This window comes from Pararhizobium sp. IMCC3301 (assembly GCF_030758315.1).
In the GTDB taxonomy this organism is placed as follows: Bacteria; Pseudomonadota; Alphaproteobacteria; order Rhizobiales.
In genome coordinates this window covers 3473987-3493864 of sequence record NZ_CP132336.1, presented here as the reverse complement: position 1 = coordinate 3493864, position 19878 = coordinate 3473987, and the positions used below count along the sequence as shown (strand labels likewise).

Here is a 19878-nt window from a genome sequence, read left to right as displayed (position 1 = left end):
GCAGGAATGCCGATCAGGAGAGTGAATGAATGACGGCCAAGGGGGAGGTCGCTATTGGAAAGGCATTTGTGCACCATAAATCTTTTTCCCGAGCAATTCTTCTTTGCGCCGCTTTCCTGCTGCCGGTAGCAGCTAATGGTCAGTCAGGAGAAGATCGATCAGCCAAAATCTCAGGCGATGCCTTCGTGAGAGCGTTTTTGAGTGATTGCGCAACCAGCATTGGTGATTACGACCGCATCGTCGCCGCGTCCAAAGCTCTCGGCTACGCTGCTTTATCTGAGGAAGCAAAGTCGGTCCCAAGGCCCCAAGACCCAAATGCCGAATTTATAGGCTTCTACGCACATACAGGCGAAGCCGCTCCCTATGCATTGGCTCTGTCGAAGACTGTCATGGACGGTCAATTTTATACGGTCTGCTATATTATTAACCCGTTCGTTAACGTCGCCGAGGTCGTAGCGGCATTACAACCAATTGTGCAAACTGGAATCCTGGAAAATGACGCGACAGCATTGGATCAAAGGTTCAGAGTCTGGTTTGTCGATGAGTGGTCGAAAGGTGCCTATATTTCACTGATGAGCGGGGAACTTTTGGAGTCTGGCGGGGCTATACTTACATTGATGGCTCCTGCGAAAAATTGAGACGGGTCTGTTGAAAACTGACGTCAACCCGACGCTGCATTCTCGAACAATTTAATACCCCCCGGAACGGTCTAAGGCGTGGGAACGGCGAGATAGGTCTGCTTGTCGATACAGACCAGATCCCGGAGGCCAAGGGCGCTGCGGTCTTCTTCGGACAGGTCCTGGACGGCCTGTCGCACGGCCTGAAAAATAGCCAGATGATTGGCATTTGCCGCCGAAATATATGGCAGGCCGGGCGTCGGTGTGGTCCAGTCCAGAACTTTCAACTCGCCGCTCAACGGCTCATATTCCTGCATCAGCCGCCAAGACACCGCATCCAGCGCTGCCAGATCGGCCCTGCCTTCGGCCACGGCCCGCGCCGAGTTGAGATGCCCGCCTGTTGCCTGACGGTTTTCAAACCAGAATCCGCGGGCTTTGACATGCCAGTAGGGCGCGGCATACCCTGATTGGGAGCCGGTCTGATTATAGGCAAACACCGCGTCACGGAACTCAGCAATCCGCGTTCGCCGTTCGGATTTGCGCACCACGATGGCGCTGCGGTAATAGCCCGGCGCGCAGCCCTCAACCGCAAAATCCGGTGTGCCGATCAGGCTGACCCTGTGATGCAATTCTGTCCGGTAGGGCAGACCGCAGGTCTGGCTCAAAACAAGTCCAGGATCGGTCCATACCGACATGTCGTCGGCTTGCTGTGCCAGAACCGGCGGGCTGTCCATGCCGGCGGCCGCCAGATGCTGGCGGATCAGAGCCCAGTAATTATCATGTGCTGACGCCAGTTGCGGGCGTTGATACATCGTCAGACTGGCAATCATGACTGGTCTCCGGGTTCAACAACAGCAGGGATGGCCCTCCCCGTGTCTGTCCTCGGGCAGCATCGCATTTTCTGGCCCTCAGCCTCAATCAGGGAATTATGCGCTGGTATTCACTTTTGGGGTAGGTGCAGGCCAGACACTCGGCTAAAATCGGACAGGGCGATGGCCAGCCGGCCATCCAGTTTCCCGTCAATTCAAGCCTGTCAGGATCCCTGTCATGAATCCGTTACGCGGCATTTTGCTGAAACTCATGTCCGTCACCGTGTTCGTCGCAATGATCACCTGCATCAAGACGGTCGCAGATACGGTGCCACCGGGCGAGACGGTGTTTTTCCGGTCGCTGTTTGCCATTCCGGTGATTCTGGCCTGGCTGACGTGGCAGCATAATCTGGCCCACGGGCTGAAGACCAAAAACCCGATGGGCCATGTCTGGCGCGGTCTGGTGGGAACTGCAGCGATGGCGATGAGCTTTACCGCGGTGGGGCTGCTGCCGCTGCCGGAGGTCACCGCGATCGGCTATGCCGCGCCGGTGCTGACAGTGATTTTCGCAGCCATGTTTCTGGGTGAAGAAGTGCGCGCCTTTCGCCTGTCCGCAGTGGCGCTTGGCCTGCTGGGCGTGATTGTCATTCTGACACCGCGGCTTACGGTCTTGAATATTGAGACGGTCGACAAGCTGGAAACCGCCGGGGCCTTTCTGATGCTGATGGGCGCTGTGTTCGTTGCCCTGGCACAGGTGTTTGTGCGCAAACTCGTCGGCACTGAAAGCACGGCGGCAATCGTATTTTATTTCTCCGTAACGGCGACGCTGCTGTCCTTGCTGACACTGCCATTCGGCTGGGTTGTTCCTAACCTGGGTGATACCGCATTGCTGATCCTGGCAGGTCTGCTTGGCGGCGTCGGGCAGATTCTCCTGACCCTGTCATACCGTCATGCGGATACATCGGTGATTGCACCGTTTGAATATCTGTCGATTTTGCTGGCTGTCATTGTCGGCTATTTCATCTTTGACGAAACCCCGACGAGTTTTACTGTTGCAGGGGTGGCTCTGGTCATTCTGGCAGGTCTGATCATCATTTACCGGGAACGGAAACTGGGCTTGGAGCGCGCCGGCCAGCGGGAGGTCATGACACCTCAGGGTTAGACCGCTCGAGCTAGCAGGTTGCTGAAAAACCCTCTCGCCAATCCGGGCTGATTGTGATTCTGTTGTTGTGGATAAAACGGAGGGATTTGTGGTGCGTGGTATCGAGAATTCTGACGCTGGTCTGTTTTCCTATATCCGGCTTGAGGAGCGTGTTCCTGCCGATCATCCGCTGCGGGCGATCCGGGCGTTGGTTGATGAGGTTGTCGGCGGCCTGAACGCACGCTTTGAGCAGCTTTACTCGAAGGTTGGCCGTCCCTCGATCCCGCCGGAATATCTTTTGCGCGCGACGCTGCTGCAGGCTTTTTATTCGGTGCGCTCGGAACGGATGCTGATGGAGCAGATTGATTACAATTTGTTGTTCCGCTGGTTTGTCGGGCTGCCGATGGATGGCGCAGTCTGGCACCCGACGGTGTTCACCAAAAACCGTGACCGTTTGCTGGAAGCGGATGTGGCGCGAGACTTTCTGATGGCGCTGCTGTCGCTGCACAAGGTCAAGCGGCTGCTGTCGGACGAGCACTTTACCGTTGACGGCACCCTGATCGATGCATGGGCCTCGATGAAGAGCTTTCGGCCAAAGGATGGCTCCGGTGAACCGCCTGCGCCGGGCCGCAATGGCGAACGCAACTTCCGCAAGGAGAAGCGTTCCAACGAAACCCATGCCTCGACCACCGATCCGGACGCACGGCTGTTTCGCAAGGGCAATGGCCAGAGCGCGCGGCTGTGTTTCATGGGCCACGCGCTGATGGAGAACCGCAACGGGCTGATCGTTGACACGGCATTGACCCTCGCCAACGGCACTGCGGAGCGTGAAGCCACATTGGCGATGCTCGATCGTCGCAAGCATGGCCAGCGTATCACACTTGGAGCCGACAAGGCGTATGATGTGACCAGCTTCATCGGCGATCTGCGCAAACGCAAGGTGACGCCGCATATCGCAGTCAACGGCACGCTCAGCAAGCTGGGCAAGCCGCGCAAGACGGCCATTGACGGGCGCACGACGCGCCATTGCGGCTACGCCATCAGCCAGCGCATCCGCAAACGTATCGAAGAGAGCTTCGGCTGGACCAAGACGCAAGCCGGATATGGCAAGGTGAAGCTTCGCGGCCGACACAAGGTCGAAGCCGTCTTCACCTTCGCCATCGTCGCCTACAATCTGATCCGAATACCGAAGCTCTTAAATGAGGCTGCGGCGACATAGAAAAACAACCGGCGAAAGGCCGAAAACAGCATCACGAAGCCATACTATCAGACCCGAAGATCGTAAAAAAAACCGCCAGATCACACAAAACCACACCAAACGCCCAACCGGAAGAAAACAAACCTGTTTTTCAGCAACCTGCTAGACCGTGCAGGGCCTCTCCCGGTCATTGCGGGCAAGAAACACTTGAATTGAAACTGCATTCAGGGTCGACTGGCCAGACATATAAGCGGAGAGACAAAATGAACCCGGATGCTGTCATTATAGGCTGGGCGCACAGCCGTTTCGGGAAAAGCGAGGCAGCGGATGTGGAAGCCCTGATCGCGGAAACCGGCAGTGCGGCTCTGGTCCATGCCGGGATCGATCCGCAGGATGTGGATTTTGCCTCGGTCGGCGTATTCAACAACGGATTTTCGCGGCAGGGCCTTGAAGCCGGGCTGATCAGTGTGGCGGTTCCGGGTCTGGAACATACGCCGGCGCAGCGCAGCGAAAACGCCTGCGCCACAGGTACGGCCGCTTTGTACAGTGCCGCCGATTTCATCGCCAGCGGACGCGGCCGCATTGCGCTGGTGGTGGGCGCTGAAAAAATGACTGCCAGCACAAATGCTGAAATCGGCGATATTCTGCTGAGTGCGTCCTATCGCAAGGAAGAGGCCGATGTCAGCGGCGGTTTCGCCGGTATTTTTGCCCAGATCGCGCAGTCCTATTTTCAGCAAAATGGCGACCGCAGCGCGGAAATGGCGATGATTGCCGCCAAGAACCACGCCAATGGCGTGCACAATCCCTATGCGCATCTGCAGCGCGATTTCGGTTTCAGTTTCTGCAACACGGTGTCTGACAAAAATCCGCTGGTGGCCCCTCCCCTGCGCCGCACCGACTGTTCGCTGGTGTCCGATGGTGCGGCGGCGCTGGTGCTGGCCGATCGGGAGATGGCACAGGAACTGGCGCGCGCTATCGGTTTTCGTGCCCGAGCCCACCGCAATGATGTATTTCCCCTGTCGCGCCGCAATATCACCGCGTTTGACGGCGCGCGCAAAGCCTGGGATGCAGCCAAATCACTTGCCGGAATTGATCTGAAAGACCTCGACTTTGTTGAAACCCATGACTGTTTCACGATTGCCGAAATGATCGAGTATGAGGCGATGGGACTGACGGCGCGCGGCGAAGGCTGGAAGGCGGCACGCGAAGGCTGGACCCGCAAGGATGGCATTTTGCCGGTCAACCCTTCGGGCGGTCTGAAATCGAAGGGCCACCCGATCGGGGCCACCGGCGTTTCGATGCATGTCATGGCGGCCATGCAATTGATGGGAGAAGCCGGCGGCATGCAGATCGCCGACGCTGAACTGGGCGCTGTGTTCAATATGGGAGGCGCTGCCGTGTCGAATTATGTGTCCGTTCTTGAGCGCATTCACTAAATCGCTGCAGCGGTGCATTGAACCATGAAGCCATCCCGGAGTTCTCCAAAGTGAAGCGTGTCTCAAGCCGGGTGATGACACAGGTTGCATTCCGAAACTACCGGAAGGTCCAGGCAAAACTACAAGGATTGGACTGGGACCAAAGGGGACGATGCATCTGACACCGGACCAGCAGGCAAGCCTGCACCGACAAGTTCGATCCGTCTGCGCGGGGCAACAGATCCGGAACGGCGCAAAGCATCGTCGACAAGGCTGTAGACCTCATCTCGGCAGTCGATGTCGCGGTCAAAGCGCGATAGCCAGTAGCGCAGAGCGTAGGTAATGCCTGCTTCCTCATAAGCCAGTACGCGCACGTCGGGCGCGGGATCCGACTGGATCAATTTCGCGCCCTTCAGCGCGTTCAGCATGACTTCGCGCGCCTGAGTGATCGGCAGGGTATGGTCGAGCGTGATGCTGACCTGCGCACGGTATTGCGGCTTGGGCGCGGAATAATTCGTGATCCGTTGACGCGCAATCTGGCTGTTGGGCAGGATCAGGTACGTGGCATCGCGGGTCAGAACCCGTGTCGTGCGCCATCCGATCTCGATCACCCGGCCGCGCGCGAGCCCGTCTATGTCAACCCAGTCGCCGATGCGAAACGGACCCTCAACACCAAGGGCTATGCCTGACAGCGTATCGGCCACAACGTTGCGGATGGCGAAGCCCAGCATCGCCAGGATCAGACCCGACCCAGCCAGCGCGCCGACGGCACCTTGACCCATGAACAGCGATACCGTCGCTGCGAATGCGATCAGGAACAGCAGAGCTGCGATCAGATCCCGCAATAATCGCGGATAGGGTCGGCGTCGTGCTGCAGTCTGATCGAATGCCAGCGCCAGAACGCGGCTGACGATCCATGCGGAGGCGAAATAAGTCAGCGCCGTGACGCTGAGCGACAGCGTTTCGCTATAACCGAAGAGATTGGTGAGGCTGGATGGAAACAGGACCAGAGCCAGACTCAAAAGCAGCAGGACGGTCGGCCAAACAAGGCGCCTTGCATGTTGTTTCACAGTCATTGCCAGCGCCTTCCCTGCGCAACTGCACAAGAGGGACATTTACCCGCATGGGCTCGGGGGATTGAACTTTTACAGCGTTGACAGACTGTATCAAAGCCGGTGGTCATCCGCGAAGTCGATGCCAGGCAATGCGGACAGCGACGGAGGGCGGCGCGGGGCAGAATCACATTGCAGGCCGGGCAGATATAACGGTCAAAAGGCGTGGACATCGGCATTCTCCTACAGATAACGAGCCGGCATAGTGGCAACTGCCAGTCACCCGGAGGACGCGCTTTGACGGTCTCACGTCATTGCAATGTTCCCTCCGGGACTGGCAAGTGGGGTCGGATTGATCTTTGTCGGTCTGATCTCCGTCAAATCCGCGCGTCTTCGGCTGTCGATGGTTGTTCGACTCCGATCACCGTCAGCACCCGCCGTTGGTTGAAGCGTGTGTCCCAATAAAAGGCCGCGCCCTCAGCAAGGCCCAGAAGCGCCACGCCAATCGGGGTCATCACCGAAACCCGCTGATGCGCGATGTCCGCATCTTCGGGATATACCAGCGTCACGGTCTTTTGCTGACCCGTGGTTTCATCCCGATAGGTTACGACACTGCCAATCGAAACCACATTCTTCGGCATTCTCGCCGACTTGACGATGCGGGCGCGTCCGATCTCGTCCAGCAGACGGTTGGCCAATGCGGGGTTGCGCTGTAGCGCGCTTTCCGCCAGCGCTTCAATATGGGCCAGATCATCCGCATTGATGACGATCTTCGGGGCGCGTTCGCGGCGATGCTTCATGGTATTGGTCATAGGGGTTGTCATGGCTTGCCTCCTTGATTGGCTGTGGGAAAGAAAACGGCTGCAGGATGCGAGGCCCTGGGGTCTCAAGCAATGCGTTGTAGGTTCAGGACGGCTGGTCGACACCAGCGAGCGAGGTCGTGCCGATTGTGCCATCCTCAGACAGAAGAGGCGCGCGCGGCCCAAGGTGGAGGAATGCATTGCTCACCGGTTCTGTCGTCATGGTCGTGTGATGTGGAACAAGTGCGAGCAACGGCCCGGCTGTTTGCCGCGCCGTTTCGCGCCGTTCCAGATGCAGTTGAAGCTGCGGGCAGTCGGCGTCATGCAGCAACGCTGGCCTTCGGCGGTGTGCACCTGGACCAGGATGAATTTTGATGACGGACAGATGAGTTTCGTTGATGTTGGTCATGTTCTCCCCTCGGACGATCAGATCGTCGCGAATTCACTTTTCAGACTGTGAAGAGACCCCGGGAGGTATGGCAGGCGCGGATGCGCCTAAACCGCCCGGGGATACGGGCGGTTCAGCAGAAGAAAGCGGAAATGATCTGCATATACCAACATGCCATAGATTTAGGTACGCGGCGTTCGTTCGTCAACTGCCAATGGTCGCACTGCGACCGCCGTTGCGCGAAATACCGGAAAATGATCCTTCAATGGGCGCTTTCGCGCAGAAAGACCGCGACCGGGGGCGGCAGGATTGAATGCCCGCCCCTCAATGCCCATATCCAGCTCATGATTAAGTTCAGACTTCATACGAGGTTCCTGCTCTTTGCAGGAAATCTACTGAACCGCCAGTAACCCCGGGGCGGTGCCGGCGATCTGTGCCGGCTCCGGCCTCGGGGTTCTTCCTGATTGCTCATCGATCAAATGAAACGACGGAGGCGCTTACGCCGCCCGGCCGACAAGCGCGCGCAACTGCCTGTCGATCACCGAGCGGAATAGCTGCCAAAGTCATGGCTTCAGTAATCCTGGAATTGGAGGATGACATGCACCCCTACATCACAAAACGGATGCTCGACCAGACGCCACCGCACAAGAGCGAACCAAAGCGAAACGGCTTGTTTCGTAAGTGGATGGTTTTGGCCAAGCAGCAATGGCAACGGCGCAAGATGATCGCTGCGCTCGAGGCTATGGATGACAGGCTGCTGCGGGACATCGGAATATACCGCGGTGACATCAAACGCGTCGTGGACGGGTTCGACGACCGCGAGTTGCGAATGGTTCCGCTGGCAGCGTCAACAACGGTCTCGCGGTTGGACCTTGATACCTACCAAAAGGCGGCATGATGCCATTGCGAATTTTTGGTCGCGTCATCAGCATCTGAAAGCGCGACCAATTCTGAACACAGGAAACGACCAACCAATCAGAGGAGCCGGGCCATGATTAGTAAAGCTGACTTCGAAGAGCTGTTTCCCGCGATATTCGCGCCGGAACAACTTGCTGAAATGCCAATAGCAACCCCAGGGCCAGGTGCAACCTGCCTTGCGCGATGGGAGGATGACGGAGGCAAGACACCACTCCTCCCACCGCGACGTGGTGCCCAGGTTGCAAGGCTCGGCCTGTATGGCCACAGATTACCTGACCCGGCACAAACAAGTATGATCCTGGCGATGATTCCCGTCATTACGGCCGTTGGTGCCGCCTATGCGATGATGACAGTCTGGGAACGGCAAATCGATAAGTGAAGCTGGTCACCTGAATCTAAAGTTGGCACATGGATTTTTCTGCGTTCGTTGGCAGAACAATCCATGTGGCAAGAATTTCGTCGATGGATTTGACCCATTTGTATGGTTTCGAGTTTCGTTGTGTGCTGGGACGAAGGCTATGATATGAACCTTCAACCCAGCGACCAATCGGTGGACGCCACGTTGCAATTGCTTGCGGGTCAGCTCTGCAAACCAGCGCTCCACCCGGTTAATCCATGACGCCGAACACGGTGTAAAGTGTACTTGCCAATGCGGGTACGGGCATATGTGTGTCCGGCGCTCGGCCGTTGCACGCCATATTTGATGTAACGAGCAGTGGCTCATTGTTCGCACAAGAGCCGGCAATAGCATAAGACAAGTGTTTCATTGTTGTGGTGTCTGATGAAACCAGCCTGGAGTTATCCATCGTGAAACGAGTCTCGAACCGGGTGATGAACCTGGCGCATTTTCTGGAGCAGTCGGCGCGGCGGCTACCGGACCGGCCGGGGCTGATATGGGGTGAGACCGAGTGGAGTTGGGCTGCCCTCAATATCCGCGTCAATGCGCTGGCAAAAATCCTTGCGGATAGCTATGGCGTGCGCAAGGGCGACCGGATTGTGGTGCAGTCGCCGAACTGCAATCAGCTGCTTGAATCGGCCTTTGCCTGCTGGCGTCTTGGCGCGGTCTGGGTTCCGGCAAATTTTCGCGGCACTGCCGAGGATCTGGCCTGGATCGTGGAATCCAGCGGTGCCACCGGGCTGATTATTGATGCCGACCATGCCGGACATGCCCGCCATTGTACCGATCATCTGCAATTCATCATCTCCATCGGTGCCTCTGATTTTGCCGCCGATTATGACGCGCTGATTGCCAATCCCACCGGCCCGGCTGTGCCGCTCGCAGATGTGGATTATGACGATCCCTGCTGGCTGTTCTATACATCGGGCACAACAGGCAATCCCAAAGCCGGAGTGCTGACCCACGGCCAGATGGCCTTTGTGGTGAATAATCATCTCTGCGATCTTGTTCCGGGTACCATCGAACAGGATGCCTCAATTGCTGTTGCGCCGCTGTCCCATGGCGCCGGTATTCATGCCGTGCTGCAGGTGGCGCGCGGTGCGACCACCGTGCTCCCCGCGTCGGCGCGGTTTGATGCCGGCGAAATCTGGCAGCTGATCGAGCGCTGGCATGTCAGCAATCTGTTTACAGTGCCGACAATTTTGAAGATGCTGGTGGAACATCCGGCGGTCGATCAGGTCGATCACAGCTCGCTGCATCATGTGATTTATGCCGGCGCACCGATGTACCGCGCCGACCAGCTGTTTGCGCTCGATAAACTTGGACCGGTGCTGGTGCAGTATTTCGGGCTCGGCGAAGTCACCGGCGCGATTACGGTGCTGCGCCCGGATCAGCATGAAACCGGTCCTGAAGCCGCCATCCGGGAAGGCAGCTGCGGCATTGCCAGAACCGGTATGCAGGTGCAGATTCAGGATGATGCAGGCGAGGAATTGCCCGCCGGAGACACCGGCGAATTCTGCGTTACGGGACCGGCCGTCTTTGCAGGTTACTGGAACAACCCGGACGCCAACGCCAAGGCGTTCCGCAATGGCTGGTTTCGCACCGGCGATGTCGGCCATATGGATGCAGAGGGATTTTTCTACCTGACCGGCCGGCAATCCGACATGTATATTTCCGGCGGCTCGAATATTTATCCGCGTGAAATTGAGGAAAAAATCCTGCTGCACCCGGCTGTGTCCGAAGTCGCGATGTTTGGTCTGCCGGATGAAAAATGGGGCGAGGTTGGCATTGCGGTCTGTGTGGCCAAACCCGGCGGTGAGATCGAACCGGCGGCGCTGCGTGACTGGCTGGTGCCGAAAATCGCCAGCTATAAAATGCCAAAAAAAATTGTGTTCTGGGAGGCTCTGCCGAAATCCGGCTATGGCAAAATTACCAAAAAGCTGGTGCGCGCCGAATATGAGCGCAGGCTGCTCGGCGGGGATGCCGGTTGATGATGCGCTTTATCCAGCAACCAGGTCCGGCAGTGCGCCAGCGTCACTTGGTCAGCACCACAAGAGCCGTGGAAATCAGCATTGCGCTGCAGGCCGGAGACACGCTGTTATCGAGTGTGGCAGCGGCACTTGAGGCGCAGGGCAGCAATTCGGCCTATCTTACCATGAGCAACGCTGCGGTAAGCCAGCTGGACTTCGTAATTCCCGCGCCCTCGCCCGACGTGGAGCATGCGGCATGGTGGAGTGACACACGGACACTTGCCGGACCGGGCGAAGTGGTCGAAGCCGGTCTGGTGTTCGGGCGGCGCGATGGCGAGGCTTTCATTCATTGTCATGGCGCATGGCGGGACCATGACGGAAACCGCTCTGCCGGACACATGCTGCCGGACAGGTGTATCCTGAAAAACCCTACTACGTTGCAGGGTTGGGTGTTTCCTGACGCGCGGTTTGAAGGCAGCTTTGATGCGGAAACCAATTTCACCCTGTTTCAACCCAGCGGCACAGGACCAGCAACTCCGCATGACGCCGCCCTTGTGCGGCTGCGGCCGAATGTCGAAATCGGCCAGGAACTGGAGAAAATCTGCTGCGAACTCGGCTGGTCCGGCGCGGAACTGCACGGAATTGGCAGCCTGATTGGTGCAAGGTTTGACGACAGGCGGACATTGCAGAGCTATGCCACCGAATTTCTGATCCAACGCGGCCGTATTGCTGTGAACGATAAAGATGCAAAAACGCAAATCGACATTGTGATTGTCGGGCTGGATGGCGAGATATATCAGGGCCGGTTGCAACCGGATGAAAACGCCGTGCTGATGACCTGCGAACTGGTGCTGTTGCGGCGTGACTGAGGCTGAGCAATCAGACCCGTCTCCTTACTTCATTTAGTTGAATGACTCATAATCCGAAGAGACGTCAAATGTTACCGGCTCTGAACGCCGGTGTCGGTCAGTTGCATGCGGCTCATGGCATGATGGGCGAATGACATGCGATGGTCGAGCATGAGGTTGGCGTAGTGCAGAAGATGATCGCGGTGCGAGGGCAACGCGGCAAGGTCGGTCAGTTCATGCGGATCGGCTTTCAGATCGAACAGCAGTGGCGGCAGTCCGCCATTGAAATGGACATATTTGAAGCGCTCATCACGCAGCACGGCAAAATTGCTCTGAAACTGTGACAGGTGCAACTCTTCCTGAAATCGCGTTGGTGTCAGCGCGTCGCCAAAATCGACTTCGCAGAATATCGAACTGCGCCAGTTTTCAGGCGCATCGCCGGTCAGAAATGGCAACAGCGATTTTCCGTTGAAGCTGATATCGGGTTTCCTCCCGGCCCAGTCGACAAGGGTTGGTGCAATGTCGATGGATTCGGTAAAATGATCGACTGCGGTGCCATGGCCTTGCGGCGCGCGCGGGTCGCGGATGATCAGCGGCACATGCAACGCCGCTTCAAACGGTGCCTCCTTGCCCCACATATAGTGGTCGCCAAGCATTTCACCGTGATCGGCAGTGACAATAATCAGGGTGTCGTCATACTGGCCGCTGTCTTTCAGATAATCCATCACCCGGCCGATATGGTGGTCCACTTCCATGGCCAGTCCGGCATAGACGGCGCGCAGTTCCGCAATATCCGCATCCGGCATATCCTGCGGGCGGCCGTCAAAACCGATATAAAGATGGCTGTTGGACGTGCGTGAAAAATCGGCTGCGAAATAGGGGTGCATGGCGGTATGTTGTGCCACGCTTTCGGGTCTGACCGGGGCGGGCAGGTCTGCCGCCGCCACCATTTTATTGTAAGGCACCGGTGCCACAAGCGGCGGATGCGGGCGGATATAGGTCAGCAGTGAAAACCAGTCCTGATCCTCTCTTGCGCTCAGTTCTTCAAGGGTCCGGTCGGTCAAAAAGGCGGTATCGCTATCTGCGGCACTGTAAAGTGCCGGGTCGGAAATCGCCGGGCCGTGGCCGCCATGGGCAGCGACCGGCTTGAACAAATCCCAGTATTCCTGTGGCAGTTGATAGCCTTTGCCCTTGAGATAACCGATCCAGGAAGAATTACTGTCGAGCCGCATTCTGACGATTTCCGAAAACCCTGGCGCAAGCCCTTCATAGGTCTTCAGATCGGGATCATTCGGGTGGCGGTTCTGCGGATCTGCGCTGACATCGGTGTAGCCGAACAGCATCGGCTCGTACCCGGCCTTGCGAAGCTCCGAGGCCATTGTGGGATGCTGCTGCGGCAAAGGGGTGCCGTTGCGGATTGAGCGGTGGTTCATGGCATAGAGCCCGGTCAACAGGCTGGCACGCGAGGGCCCGCAGGGCGAGGTTACTGTATAATGGCGATTGAAAGTTACACTTTCGCGCATCAACTGGCGCAGATGCGGCATTCTGAATTGCTCTGAAAATGCGCCATTGAGGCAATCTGCTCGGAACTGATCAAGGACGATCAGCAGAATTTTGTTCTTCAAGGTCCACTCCGAAATGCGCAATCATTGAGGCTGCAGCGGCATGCCGCCCCGGGTCGGCAGAAACATAATGGTTTCGTCAAGCAGGCAACCATCAGATTTTTTTATTCTTCGATAAGAAGAAACGATTTCACTGATAATTCCACCGTTCGTACGCTTTCCCAGATCATAGCAGAAGCCGTGATCGTTTTGAGGTCGGGATTTGGGATAGTCAGAATCGAATGCATTTGACGGGCACCTGCAAAGGGGCTTTGATGATGGCCGGGTTGTAAAAGCTTCATCCAGAAGAGCTAATGACAAAAGGTCTGACAACACCCTAAGGAGAGGAATTCCATGAGACAATTATTTTTAACCAGTGTTGCGCTTGCCGCGCTGACTGGCACCGCCTTTGCAGGCGGATGCCCGGAAGCGACGGTTGCGGACATGAACGGCGTTGCGGCAGGAGAGTTTCCGCAACAGTTTGAGCTGGCCGAGTTTGAAGCGGCAGGAAATTGCACGCTTTCCTTCCAGGAAAACCCGGCAATCGGTGAGTTGAACTCGAAAATTCAGGGCAATCCCGAGCTGCCGCCTTTGGCTGACCGGATGCCTTCAGAACCACTGGTCGTCGCACCATACGACATGATCGGCAAATATGGCGGAACGCTTGACGCCCTGTCGAACGCCACGGAAGCCGGCACCTCTGATTTCCTGTCTGTCAGACACGTCAATCTGGTGCGTTATTCCGACGATCTGCAGACCATCGTGCCCAATGTTGCGAAAAGCTGGTCATGGAATGACGATTACACCGAAGTGACCTTCTCGCTGCGCAAAGGCCATAAATGGTCTGACGGCGTGCCATTCACAGCCGAAGATGTGAAATTCTGGTACGATAATCTGGCGCTTGATCCAAAGGTCAATGAAAAACCCAAAGATTATGTGCTGGTTGGCGGCGAACGCATGACGGTTGAAGTCATCGATCCGCAAACCGTGAAGTTCATCCTGCCTGCACCAAAGCCGGGCCTGATCGCTCACTTTGCAACGTCTTTCGCACAGGGCTTTCAGCCAAAGCATTTCCTTGGCCAGTTTCATCCCGATATCAATCCGGATGCTGATGCGAAAGCCAAGGAACTGGGTTTTGAAAGTGGCTATGACGTCATCAAAGCCTATTTCGGCAATTCCGACTGGACTGATACGCCTTCACCTTTGCTGAACAGCCCCGACAAGGTGGCGAACATGCCTGCTGCTGTCCAGCCGACGCTGGAAGCCTTCATAACGGTTTCTGACACCACAGAGGGCCGGCGCTACGTCGCCAATCCCTATTTCTACATGGTGGATACGGCCGGCAACCAACTGCCTTACATCAATGAGCAGGACGAGGTTTACGCCAATGACAATCAGGTGCGTTTGCTGAAACTGGTCAATGGAGAGGTGGATTACAAAGCCCAGTCACTGCAATTGTCTGATGCGCCGCTGCTGCTGCAAAATCAGGAAAAAGGCGGCTATACCATCCAGCTCAAGCCAAAAATCGCGATGCATGCGATTTCATTCAACGTTACATCGGCTGATGAAGAAAAACGCAAAGTCTTCGGTGATCTCAATTTCCGCAAGGCGATGTCGATTGCGATCAACCGGGAAGAACTCAACGAAGTGGCTTATTTCGGCCAGGGCACGATCCAGCAATATACCGGATTCTCGCCGGTGCCGGATTTTGTCGATGACAAATGGAAAACCTTTGCCACTGAATTTGATCCCGATGAAGCCAACCGGCTGCTCGATGAAGCCGGTCTTGTTGACAAGGACAATGACGGATTCCGCGATCTGCCAGGTGGCAATTCTCTGGTTCTGAACCTGCAATTCGCAACACAGGGCATCGCCGGACAGGTGGTTGAGCTGGTGGGTCAGTACTGGGCGGATGTCGGCATCAAGACCACTGTCAAAGAAGTGACACCGGATGAGTACCGTTCGGCACAATCTTCCAATCAGCTCGATGTCGGTCTTTGGGAAAAGGGCCAGCCGCTTGGCATCATCCTGGGCAATAATGAGCTCTGGGTGCCGCCCTTTGAAAACTATTTCGCACACCGCGTTGGAATGCTGTGGGCTGAATATGTCGATACCGACGGTGCCAAAGGCGTCGAGCCTCCCGCCTATGTCACTCAACTGATCGATGACGTGAATGCGTTTCAATCAGAACCGGTTGGCACAGACAAATCGAAGGAACTCGGTGCGCGGTTGGTCGAAAACATGACCAGCAATCTGTTGTTCATCGGAACGGCGCTGACGCCCGATCCGATCTATGTGAACAACAAGCTGAAAAACGTGCCGGAATTCAAGACCGCCTCCTATGAGTATTACCGGACCTACCCATATCGCGGACCACAGTGGTTCCTCGACGAATAGTCACGAATTGAAAGGCGCTGGCAGCGGTCACTCTACTGCCAGCGCCATTCAAAACAGCAGAGCCATGCTGTCAAGCAGGTTCCGGGATTTGGGGTAGGTTGGATATATGGGGCGGTTCTTACAGTTCACACTGATGCGGGCGGTGATGGCGATCTTTACGCTGCTCACGGTTTCCCTGATTGTGTTCACACTGATGGAACTGGTGCCGGGCAGCTGTGCCGAGCGCTATCTTGCCTTCAAGAACACCCAGGGCGCACAAATTTCCATCGACGATATCAAGGCCGAAGAGCGGCGCCTTGGCCTCGACCGCCCTTTCGTGGTGCGGTGGGTCAGCTGGGTTGGCAATGTGACGCTGCGCGGTGAGTTCGGCGACAGTTGTATCCTGCGTCTCGATATCAACCAGCTGCTCAGTGACAAATTCTGGATCAGCCTGGCGATATGTCTGTCTGCCCTGTTTGTCGCCTATCTGATCGCCATTCCGATAGGAATCATTTCAGCTTCATCAAAAAACGCATTTGCCAATAATTCGCTGAGATTTGTTTCCTATCTGGGCCTCGCCTTGCCGAATTTTCTGCTGGCACTGATAATCATGCTGATCTCAACCGTGTTCTTTGGCGATTCGCTGACCGGGCTGTTTTCGAAAGAATACCGGGATGCGGCATGGTCTATGGCCAAATTCTGGGATTTTTTGTCTCGCGCCTGGCTGCCGATTTTTATTCTCGGATGGTCGGCCACGGCTTTTGCGCTGCAGACCGTCAGAGCGCTGATGCTGGATGAATCGGGCAAACTCTATGTGACCGCAGCCTCGGCGCGCGGAATTGCCGGCTGGAACCTGCTGTGGCGTTATCCGGCACGCCATGCGCTGGGACCGGTGATCAACTCGCTTGGCTTTGATCTCAACCGGATTTTCAACGAATTGCCGATCATTGCCCTGATTCTCACTCTCACAGAAGCAGGTGCCCTGTTGATTGAAGCTCTGGCGCGCTCAAACGACCAGCAGCTGGCCGGCGCAATCATCTTTCTTCTGACGGCAACAATTGTCGCCCTGAATTTTGTCACTGACATTCTTCTGGCGCTGATGGACCCGCGCGTGCGCCGCGGGCTGATGGGGTAGATGATGACAACAGTTGCACACACCAAAGACCTGGACAAAGCCGCCAAGCTGAAAGAGGACTATTTCACAGCATCGCAGGGGCAACTGATCTGGGCCCGATTCAAAAGCAGCCGCTCTGCGATGATTGCGCTGTGGGCGTTGATCATCATGGTTTCAATGGGGATTTTTGCACCCTTCCTGTCGCCGTATAATCCCACCATTGCCGGGCGCGACAAGGATTACGAAAACGGCGCGCCGCAAATCCCCAAATTCTGGGACGAGAACGGCTTTTCGGCACGGCCTTTCATTTATTCATCGACCCGCGAGCGCTCCATCAAGACCAATTTCCGCTGGGTCACGACAGTGGATCGCGATGAGCGGCGCTACGTCGAATTTTTTGTCAAAGGCTGGCGATACAGTCTCATCGACGTCGAATGGGACCTGCCCGGTTCACTGCTTGATATCAATGTTGAAACACTGACATTTGAAACCCATCTGTTCGGAGTTGCCGAAGGCGGCATTCATCTGTTTGGAACCGATGCCAGCGGCAAGGATATCTTTGGTCGAACGCTGCATGCAATCTGGACATCTCTGGCGGTCGGCACGCTCGGCGTCCTGATCTCGTTCGTTCTGGCTCTGGTGATTGGCGGTGTGTCAGGCTATTTCGGCGGCTGGATCGACTCGTCGCTGCAAATGCTGACAGACGCCATTCGAACGGTGCCGCCCATTCCGCTGTTTATGGCGCTGGCCGCGTTCATGCCGGATTCGTGGAGTTCGGAAACCCGCTTCTTTTTCATTTCCATCATTCTGGGACTGATCGGCTGGCCGACACTGGCGCGCCGCATCCGCACCCATTTGCTGACCGAACGCAGCCAGGAATATGTGCTGGCGGCGGAACTGTGCGGTGCCTCGTCAGGGCACATTATCCGCAAGCATCTGCTGCCCAGTTTCACCAGCTATATCATCGTTGATCTGATGATTTCATTTCCCTATATGGTGCGCTCTGAAACTGCCCTGTCCTTCATTGGTCTGGGCCTCAAGGATCCGGTCAATTCGCTCGGCTCAATGATGCAGAATGTGTCGCAGGCTGACGTTTTGCTGAACTACCAATGGTATTTCATTCCTGTCCTGTTTTTCGTTGCTCTGGTGCTGGCATTTGTATTTGTCGGCGATGGATTGCGCGATGCTGCTGATCCTTATTCGAGCGTGAAAAAATGACACTGCTGTCCGTTGAAAATCTGACACTGCAATTCGATACCGATGAAGGCCGCATCACGGCGGTGGACGACGTCTCGTTTGAGGTGAATGCCGGTGAGGTTCTGGGCCTGGTGGGGGAGTCCGGCTCGGGTAAATCAGTGACTGCCAAGTCTTTGATGCGGCTTAATCCGGACAATGGAATCTACAGCCCGCAAAGCAAAATCACGCTGTCTCTGGATGAGGGCGAAATTGATGTCCTGACGCTGAAAGACAACAAATCCCTGCGGGTCGTGCGCGGCGGCGCGGTATCGATGATCTTTCAGGAACCAATGGCCAGTTTTGCACCGGCGATTACCATTGGCGACCAGATGGTGGAACAACTGGTGCTGCACAAAAGAATTTCGAAGAAGCAGGCCAAATCCATTTCCGTGGATATGCTGGAACGGGTCGGCATATCCGATGCGGACAAACGGTTCGACCAGTATGCCTTCGAATTGTCCGGTGGCATGCGTCAGCGCGCGATGATCGCGATGGCCCTGTCAACCAACCCCAAGCTGCTGATAGCGGATGAGCCGACGACCGCGCTGGATGTGACGATTCAGGCTCAGGTTATCGATCTGATGAAAGACCTGGTGACCGAGTTCAACATGGGTATCATCTTCATCACCCATGATCTGGGCGTGATTGCGCAAACTGCCGACAAAGTTGCGGTGATGTATCTGGGCAAGATTGTCGAGCACGGGCCAGTGCGCGATGTCATCCGTACACCGGTGCACCCCTATACGATAGGTCTGATCAACGCGATTCCGAAACTTGATGATCTGGATGCGGAACTGACCCCTATTGCCGGTGATATTCCCAGTCCTCTGGAACGGCCGCCGGGATGCGTGTTTCACACACGTTGCCCGGTTGCCGAGCCGATTTGCAGCGCCCAGGTTCCCGCCATGACGGAATTTGACAGTGACCATAAAGCTGCCTGCTTTGTCGCAGCACGCGAGCGGAGTGCTGCATGACCGACCAGCCGATCATTTCAGCCCGAGATCTGTCCGTGCATTTCGCCCTGCGTGGCGGGGCGCTGTTCAAGATCCAGACCCTGAAAGCGGTTGAGGGGGTCAATCTTGATATCCCCAAAGGTTCGTTCTTCGGTCTGGTCGGGGAAAGCGGCTCAGGCAAAACGACGCTCGGGCGGGCGTTTTTGAAGGCACTGACCATCTCTCGCGGTGAAGCGCGCTATAATGATGGCGAGGTGGATTATGATCTGGTCACCCTGCCAAAGGACAAGCTGCGGGATTATCGCACACGGGCGCAATTGATCTTTCAGGACCCCTATGCCGCCCTCAGTCCGCGCATGACGGTTCGCGATATTATCGCTGAACCGCTGGAGGTGATGGGACTGACCTCCTCGCGCGAAGAAACCGATGAGCGGGTGCGGGCCATTGCCGCCAAATGCCGACTCAATCTGGAGCATCTGCGGCGCTTTCCCCACGCATTTTCGGGCGGCCAGCGCCAGCGGATTTCGATTGCGCGGGCGCTGGTTTCCAATCCGCGCTTTGTGGTCGCTGATGAGAGCGTCGCGGCGCTGGATGTATCGATTCAAGCCGATATTCTGAACCTTCTGAAGGATCTGCAGACGGAACTCGGTCTGACCTATCTGTTTATCAGCCATGATCTGTCAGTGGTGGCGCACATCTGCGACCATGTGGCGGTGATGTATCTCGGCCGGCTGGTGGAAACCGCACCAACTCGCGAATTGTTTGCCGCGCCGCGCCATCCCTATACCAAGGCGCTGTTGTCAGCGATCCCCTCGCTAGATCCAGATACGCGCGGCAACAAGCTGAAGCTGGAGGGCGAAATTCCCTCGCCGACCAATCCGCCATCAGGCTGCAAATTCCATACGCGCTGTCCCTATGCGATTGATATCTGCAAGACAGAAGAGCCGGAACTGACACATTCGGGAATGGAACATGATGTCGCCTGTCACCGCTGGGAAGAGCTGGCAGAGGACGCCTGAGGCCAACATCGCAGCTGTTGTCGCTG

At 56.4% G+C, this 19878-nt stretch carries 19 protein-coding genes; 13 read left to right on the top strand and 6 right to left on the bottom strand.

What is annotated here, in order from left to right; all coding sequences use genetic code 11:
* Positions 1–29 precede the first annotated feature (29 nt).
* The gene (locus RAL88_RS16880) at positions 30–638 is read left to right on the top strand and encodes a hypothetical protein (protein WP_306265037.1); all 609 of its coding nucleotides are present in this window, start codon (positions 30–32) and stop codon (positions 636–638) included.
* Positions 639–709: 71 nt separating this feature from the next.
* Here RAL88_RS16880 and RAL88_RS16875 read toward each other — a convergent pair whose 3' ends face one another.
* Entirely contained in the window at positions 710–1447 is a 738-nt protein-coding gene (locus tag RAL88_RS16875) for a phosphate/phosphite/phosphonate ABC transporter substrate-binding protein (protein ID WP_306265035.1), read from the bottom strand.
* Between the two features lie 217 nt (positions 1448–1664).
* Here RAL88_RS16875 and RAL88_RS16870 point away from each other — a divergent pair, with 217 nt between their 5' ends.
* From RAL88_RS16870 to RAL88_RS16860, 3 genes are all read left to right on the top strand, one after another.
* A complete protein-coding gene (locus RAL88_RS16870) occupies positions 1665–2588 on the top strand; it encodes a DMT family transporter (protein ID WP_306265034.1) in 924 nt (307 codons plus the stop codon).
* A 91-nt stretch (positions 2589–2679) separates the two neighbouring features.
* The gene (locus tag RAL88_RS16865) at positions 2680–3786 is read left to right on the top strand and encodes an IS5 family transposase (RefSeq protein ID WP_306269732.1); all 1107 of its coding nucleotides are present in this window, start codon (positions 2680–2682) and stop codon (positions 3784–3786) included.
* Positions 3787–4028: 242 nt separating this feature from the next.
* On the top strand, positions 4029–5201 hold the full coding sequence (locus tag RAL88_RS16860; protein ID WP_306265032.1) for an acetyl-CoA acetyltransferase: 1173 nt from the start codon (positions 4029–4031) through the stop codon (positions 5199–5201).
* 119 nt (positions 5202–5320) lie between these two features.
* Here the strand turns inward: RAL88_RS16860 and RAL88_RS16855 are convergent, their stop codons facing one another.
* The 4 genes from RAL88_RS16855 to RAL88_RS16840 form a co-directional block, all read right to left on the bottom strand.
* Positions 5321–6256: a mechanosensitive ion channel family protein gene (locus tag RAL88_RS16855; RefSeq protein ID WP_306265030.1), complete on the bottom strand. Its 936-nt coding sequence runs from the start codon at positions 6254–6256 to the stop codon at positions 5321–5323.
* 353 nt (positions 6257–6609) lie between these two features.
* A complete protein-coding gene (gene rnk / locus RAL88_RS16850; RefSeq protein ID WP_306265028.1) occupies positions 6610–7056 on the bottom strand; it encodes a nucleoside diphosphate kinase regulator in 447 nt (148 codons plus the stop codon).
* 82 nt (positions 7057–7138) lie between these two features.
* The gene (locus tag RAL88_RS16845) at positions 7139–7441 is read right to left on the bottom strand and encodes a hypothetical protein (protein ID WP_306265027.1); all 303 of its coding nucleotides are present in this window, start codon (positions 7439–7441) and stop codon (positions 7139–7141) included.
* 161 nt (positions 7442–7602) lie between these two features.
* Complete coding sequence (locus RAL88_RS16840) at positions 7603–7785, bottom strand: hypothetical protein (protein ID WP_306265025.1); 183 nt, start codon at positions 7783–7785, stop codon at positions 7603–7605.
* Positions 7786–7985: 200 nt separating this feature from the next.
* Here RAL88_RS16840 and RAL88_RS16835 point away from each other — a divergent pair, with 200 nt between their 5' ends.
* The 4 genes from RAL88_RS16835 (at position 7986) to RAL88_RS16815 (ending at position 11574) form a co-directional block, all read left to right on the top strand.
* On the top strand, positions 7986–8318 hold the full coding sequence (locus RAL88_RS16835; protein WP_306265023.1) for a DUF1127 domain-containing protein: 333 nt from the start codon (positions 7986–7988) through the stop codon (positions 8316–8318).
* A gap of 93 nt (positions 8319–8411) precedes the next feature.
* On the top strand, positions 8412–8717 hold the full coding sequence (locus RAL88_RS16830; protein WP_306265021.1) for a hypothetical protein: 306 nt from the start codon (positions 8412–8414) through the stop codon (positions 8715–8717).
* 428 nt (positions 8718–9145) lie between these two features.
* Positions 9146–10726: an acyl-CoA synthetase gene (locus RAL88_RS16820; protein WP_306265020.1), complete on the top strand. Its 1581-nt coding sequence runs from the start codon at positions 9146–9148 to the stop codon at positions 10724–10726.
* Positions 10726–11574, top strand: a complete 849-nt coding sequence (locus tag RAL88_RS16815; RefSeq protein ID WP_306265018.1) for a hypothetical protein — start codon at positions 10726–10728, stop codon at positions 11572–11574. Before RAL88_RS16820 ends, RAL88_RS16815 begins: the two co-directional genes overlap by 1 nt.
* Positions 11575–11645: 71 nt before the next feature.
* On the opposite strand, the gene RAL88_RS16810 is transcribed toward RAL88_RS16815, so the two are convergent.
* On the bottom strand, positions 11646–13178 hold the full coding sequence (locus RAL88_RS16810) for an alkaline phosphatase family protein (protein WP_306265016.1): 1533 nt from the start codon (positions 13176–13178) through the stop codon (positions 11646–11648).
* A gap of 330 nt (positions 13179–13508) precedes the next feature.
* Here RAL88_RS16810 and RAL88_RS16805 point away from each other — a divergent pair, with 330 nt between their 5' ends.
* From RAL88_RS16805 to RAL88_RS16785, 5 genes are all read left to right on the top strand, one after another.
* On the top strand, positions 13509–15551 hold the full coding sequence (locus RAL88_RS16805; protein WP_306265014.1) for an ABC transporter substrate-binding protein: 2043 nt from the start codon (positions 13509–13511) through the stop codon (positions 15549–15551).
* Positions 15552–15657: 106 nt separating this feature from the next.
* Positions 15658–16665 (top strand): ABC transporter permease, encoded by a 1008-nt coding sequence (locus RAL88_RS16800; RefSeq protein ID WP_306265012.1) that lies wholly within the window; start codon positions 15658–15660, stop codon positions 16663–16665.
* Positions 16666–16668: 3 nt separating this feature from the next.
* On the top strand, positions 16669–17862 hold the full coding sequence (locus RAL88_RS16795; RefSeq protein ID WP_306265011.1) for an ABC transporter permease: 1194 nt from the start codon (positions 16669–16671) through the stop codon (positions 17860–17862).
* Positions 17859–18854 (top strand): ABC transporter ATP-binding protein, encoded by a 996-nt coding sequence (locus RAL88_RS16790; RefSeq protein ID WP_306265010.1) that lies wholly within the window; start codon positions 17859–17861, stop codon positions 18852–18854. Before RAL88_RS16795 ends, RAL88_RS16790 begins: the two co-directional genes overlap by 4 nt.
* Positions 18851–19852, top strand: coding sequence for an ABC transporter ATP-binding protein (locus tag RAL88_RS16785; protein WP_306265009.1), 1002 nt, complete (start codon positions 18851–18853; stop codon positions 19850–19852). Before RAL88_RS16790 ends, RAL88_RS16785 begins: the two co-directional genes overlap by 4 nt.
* Positions 19853–19878: the final 26 nt, after the last annotated feature.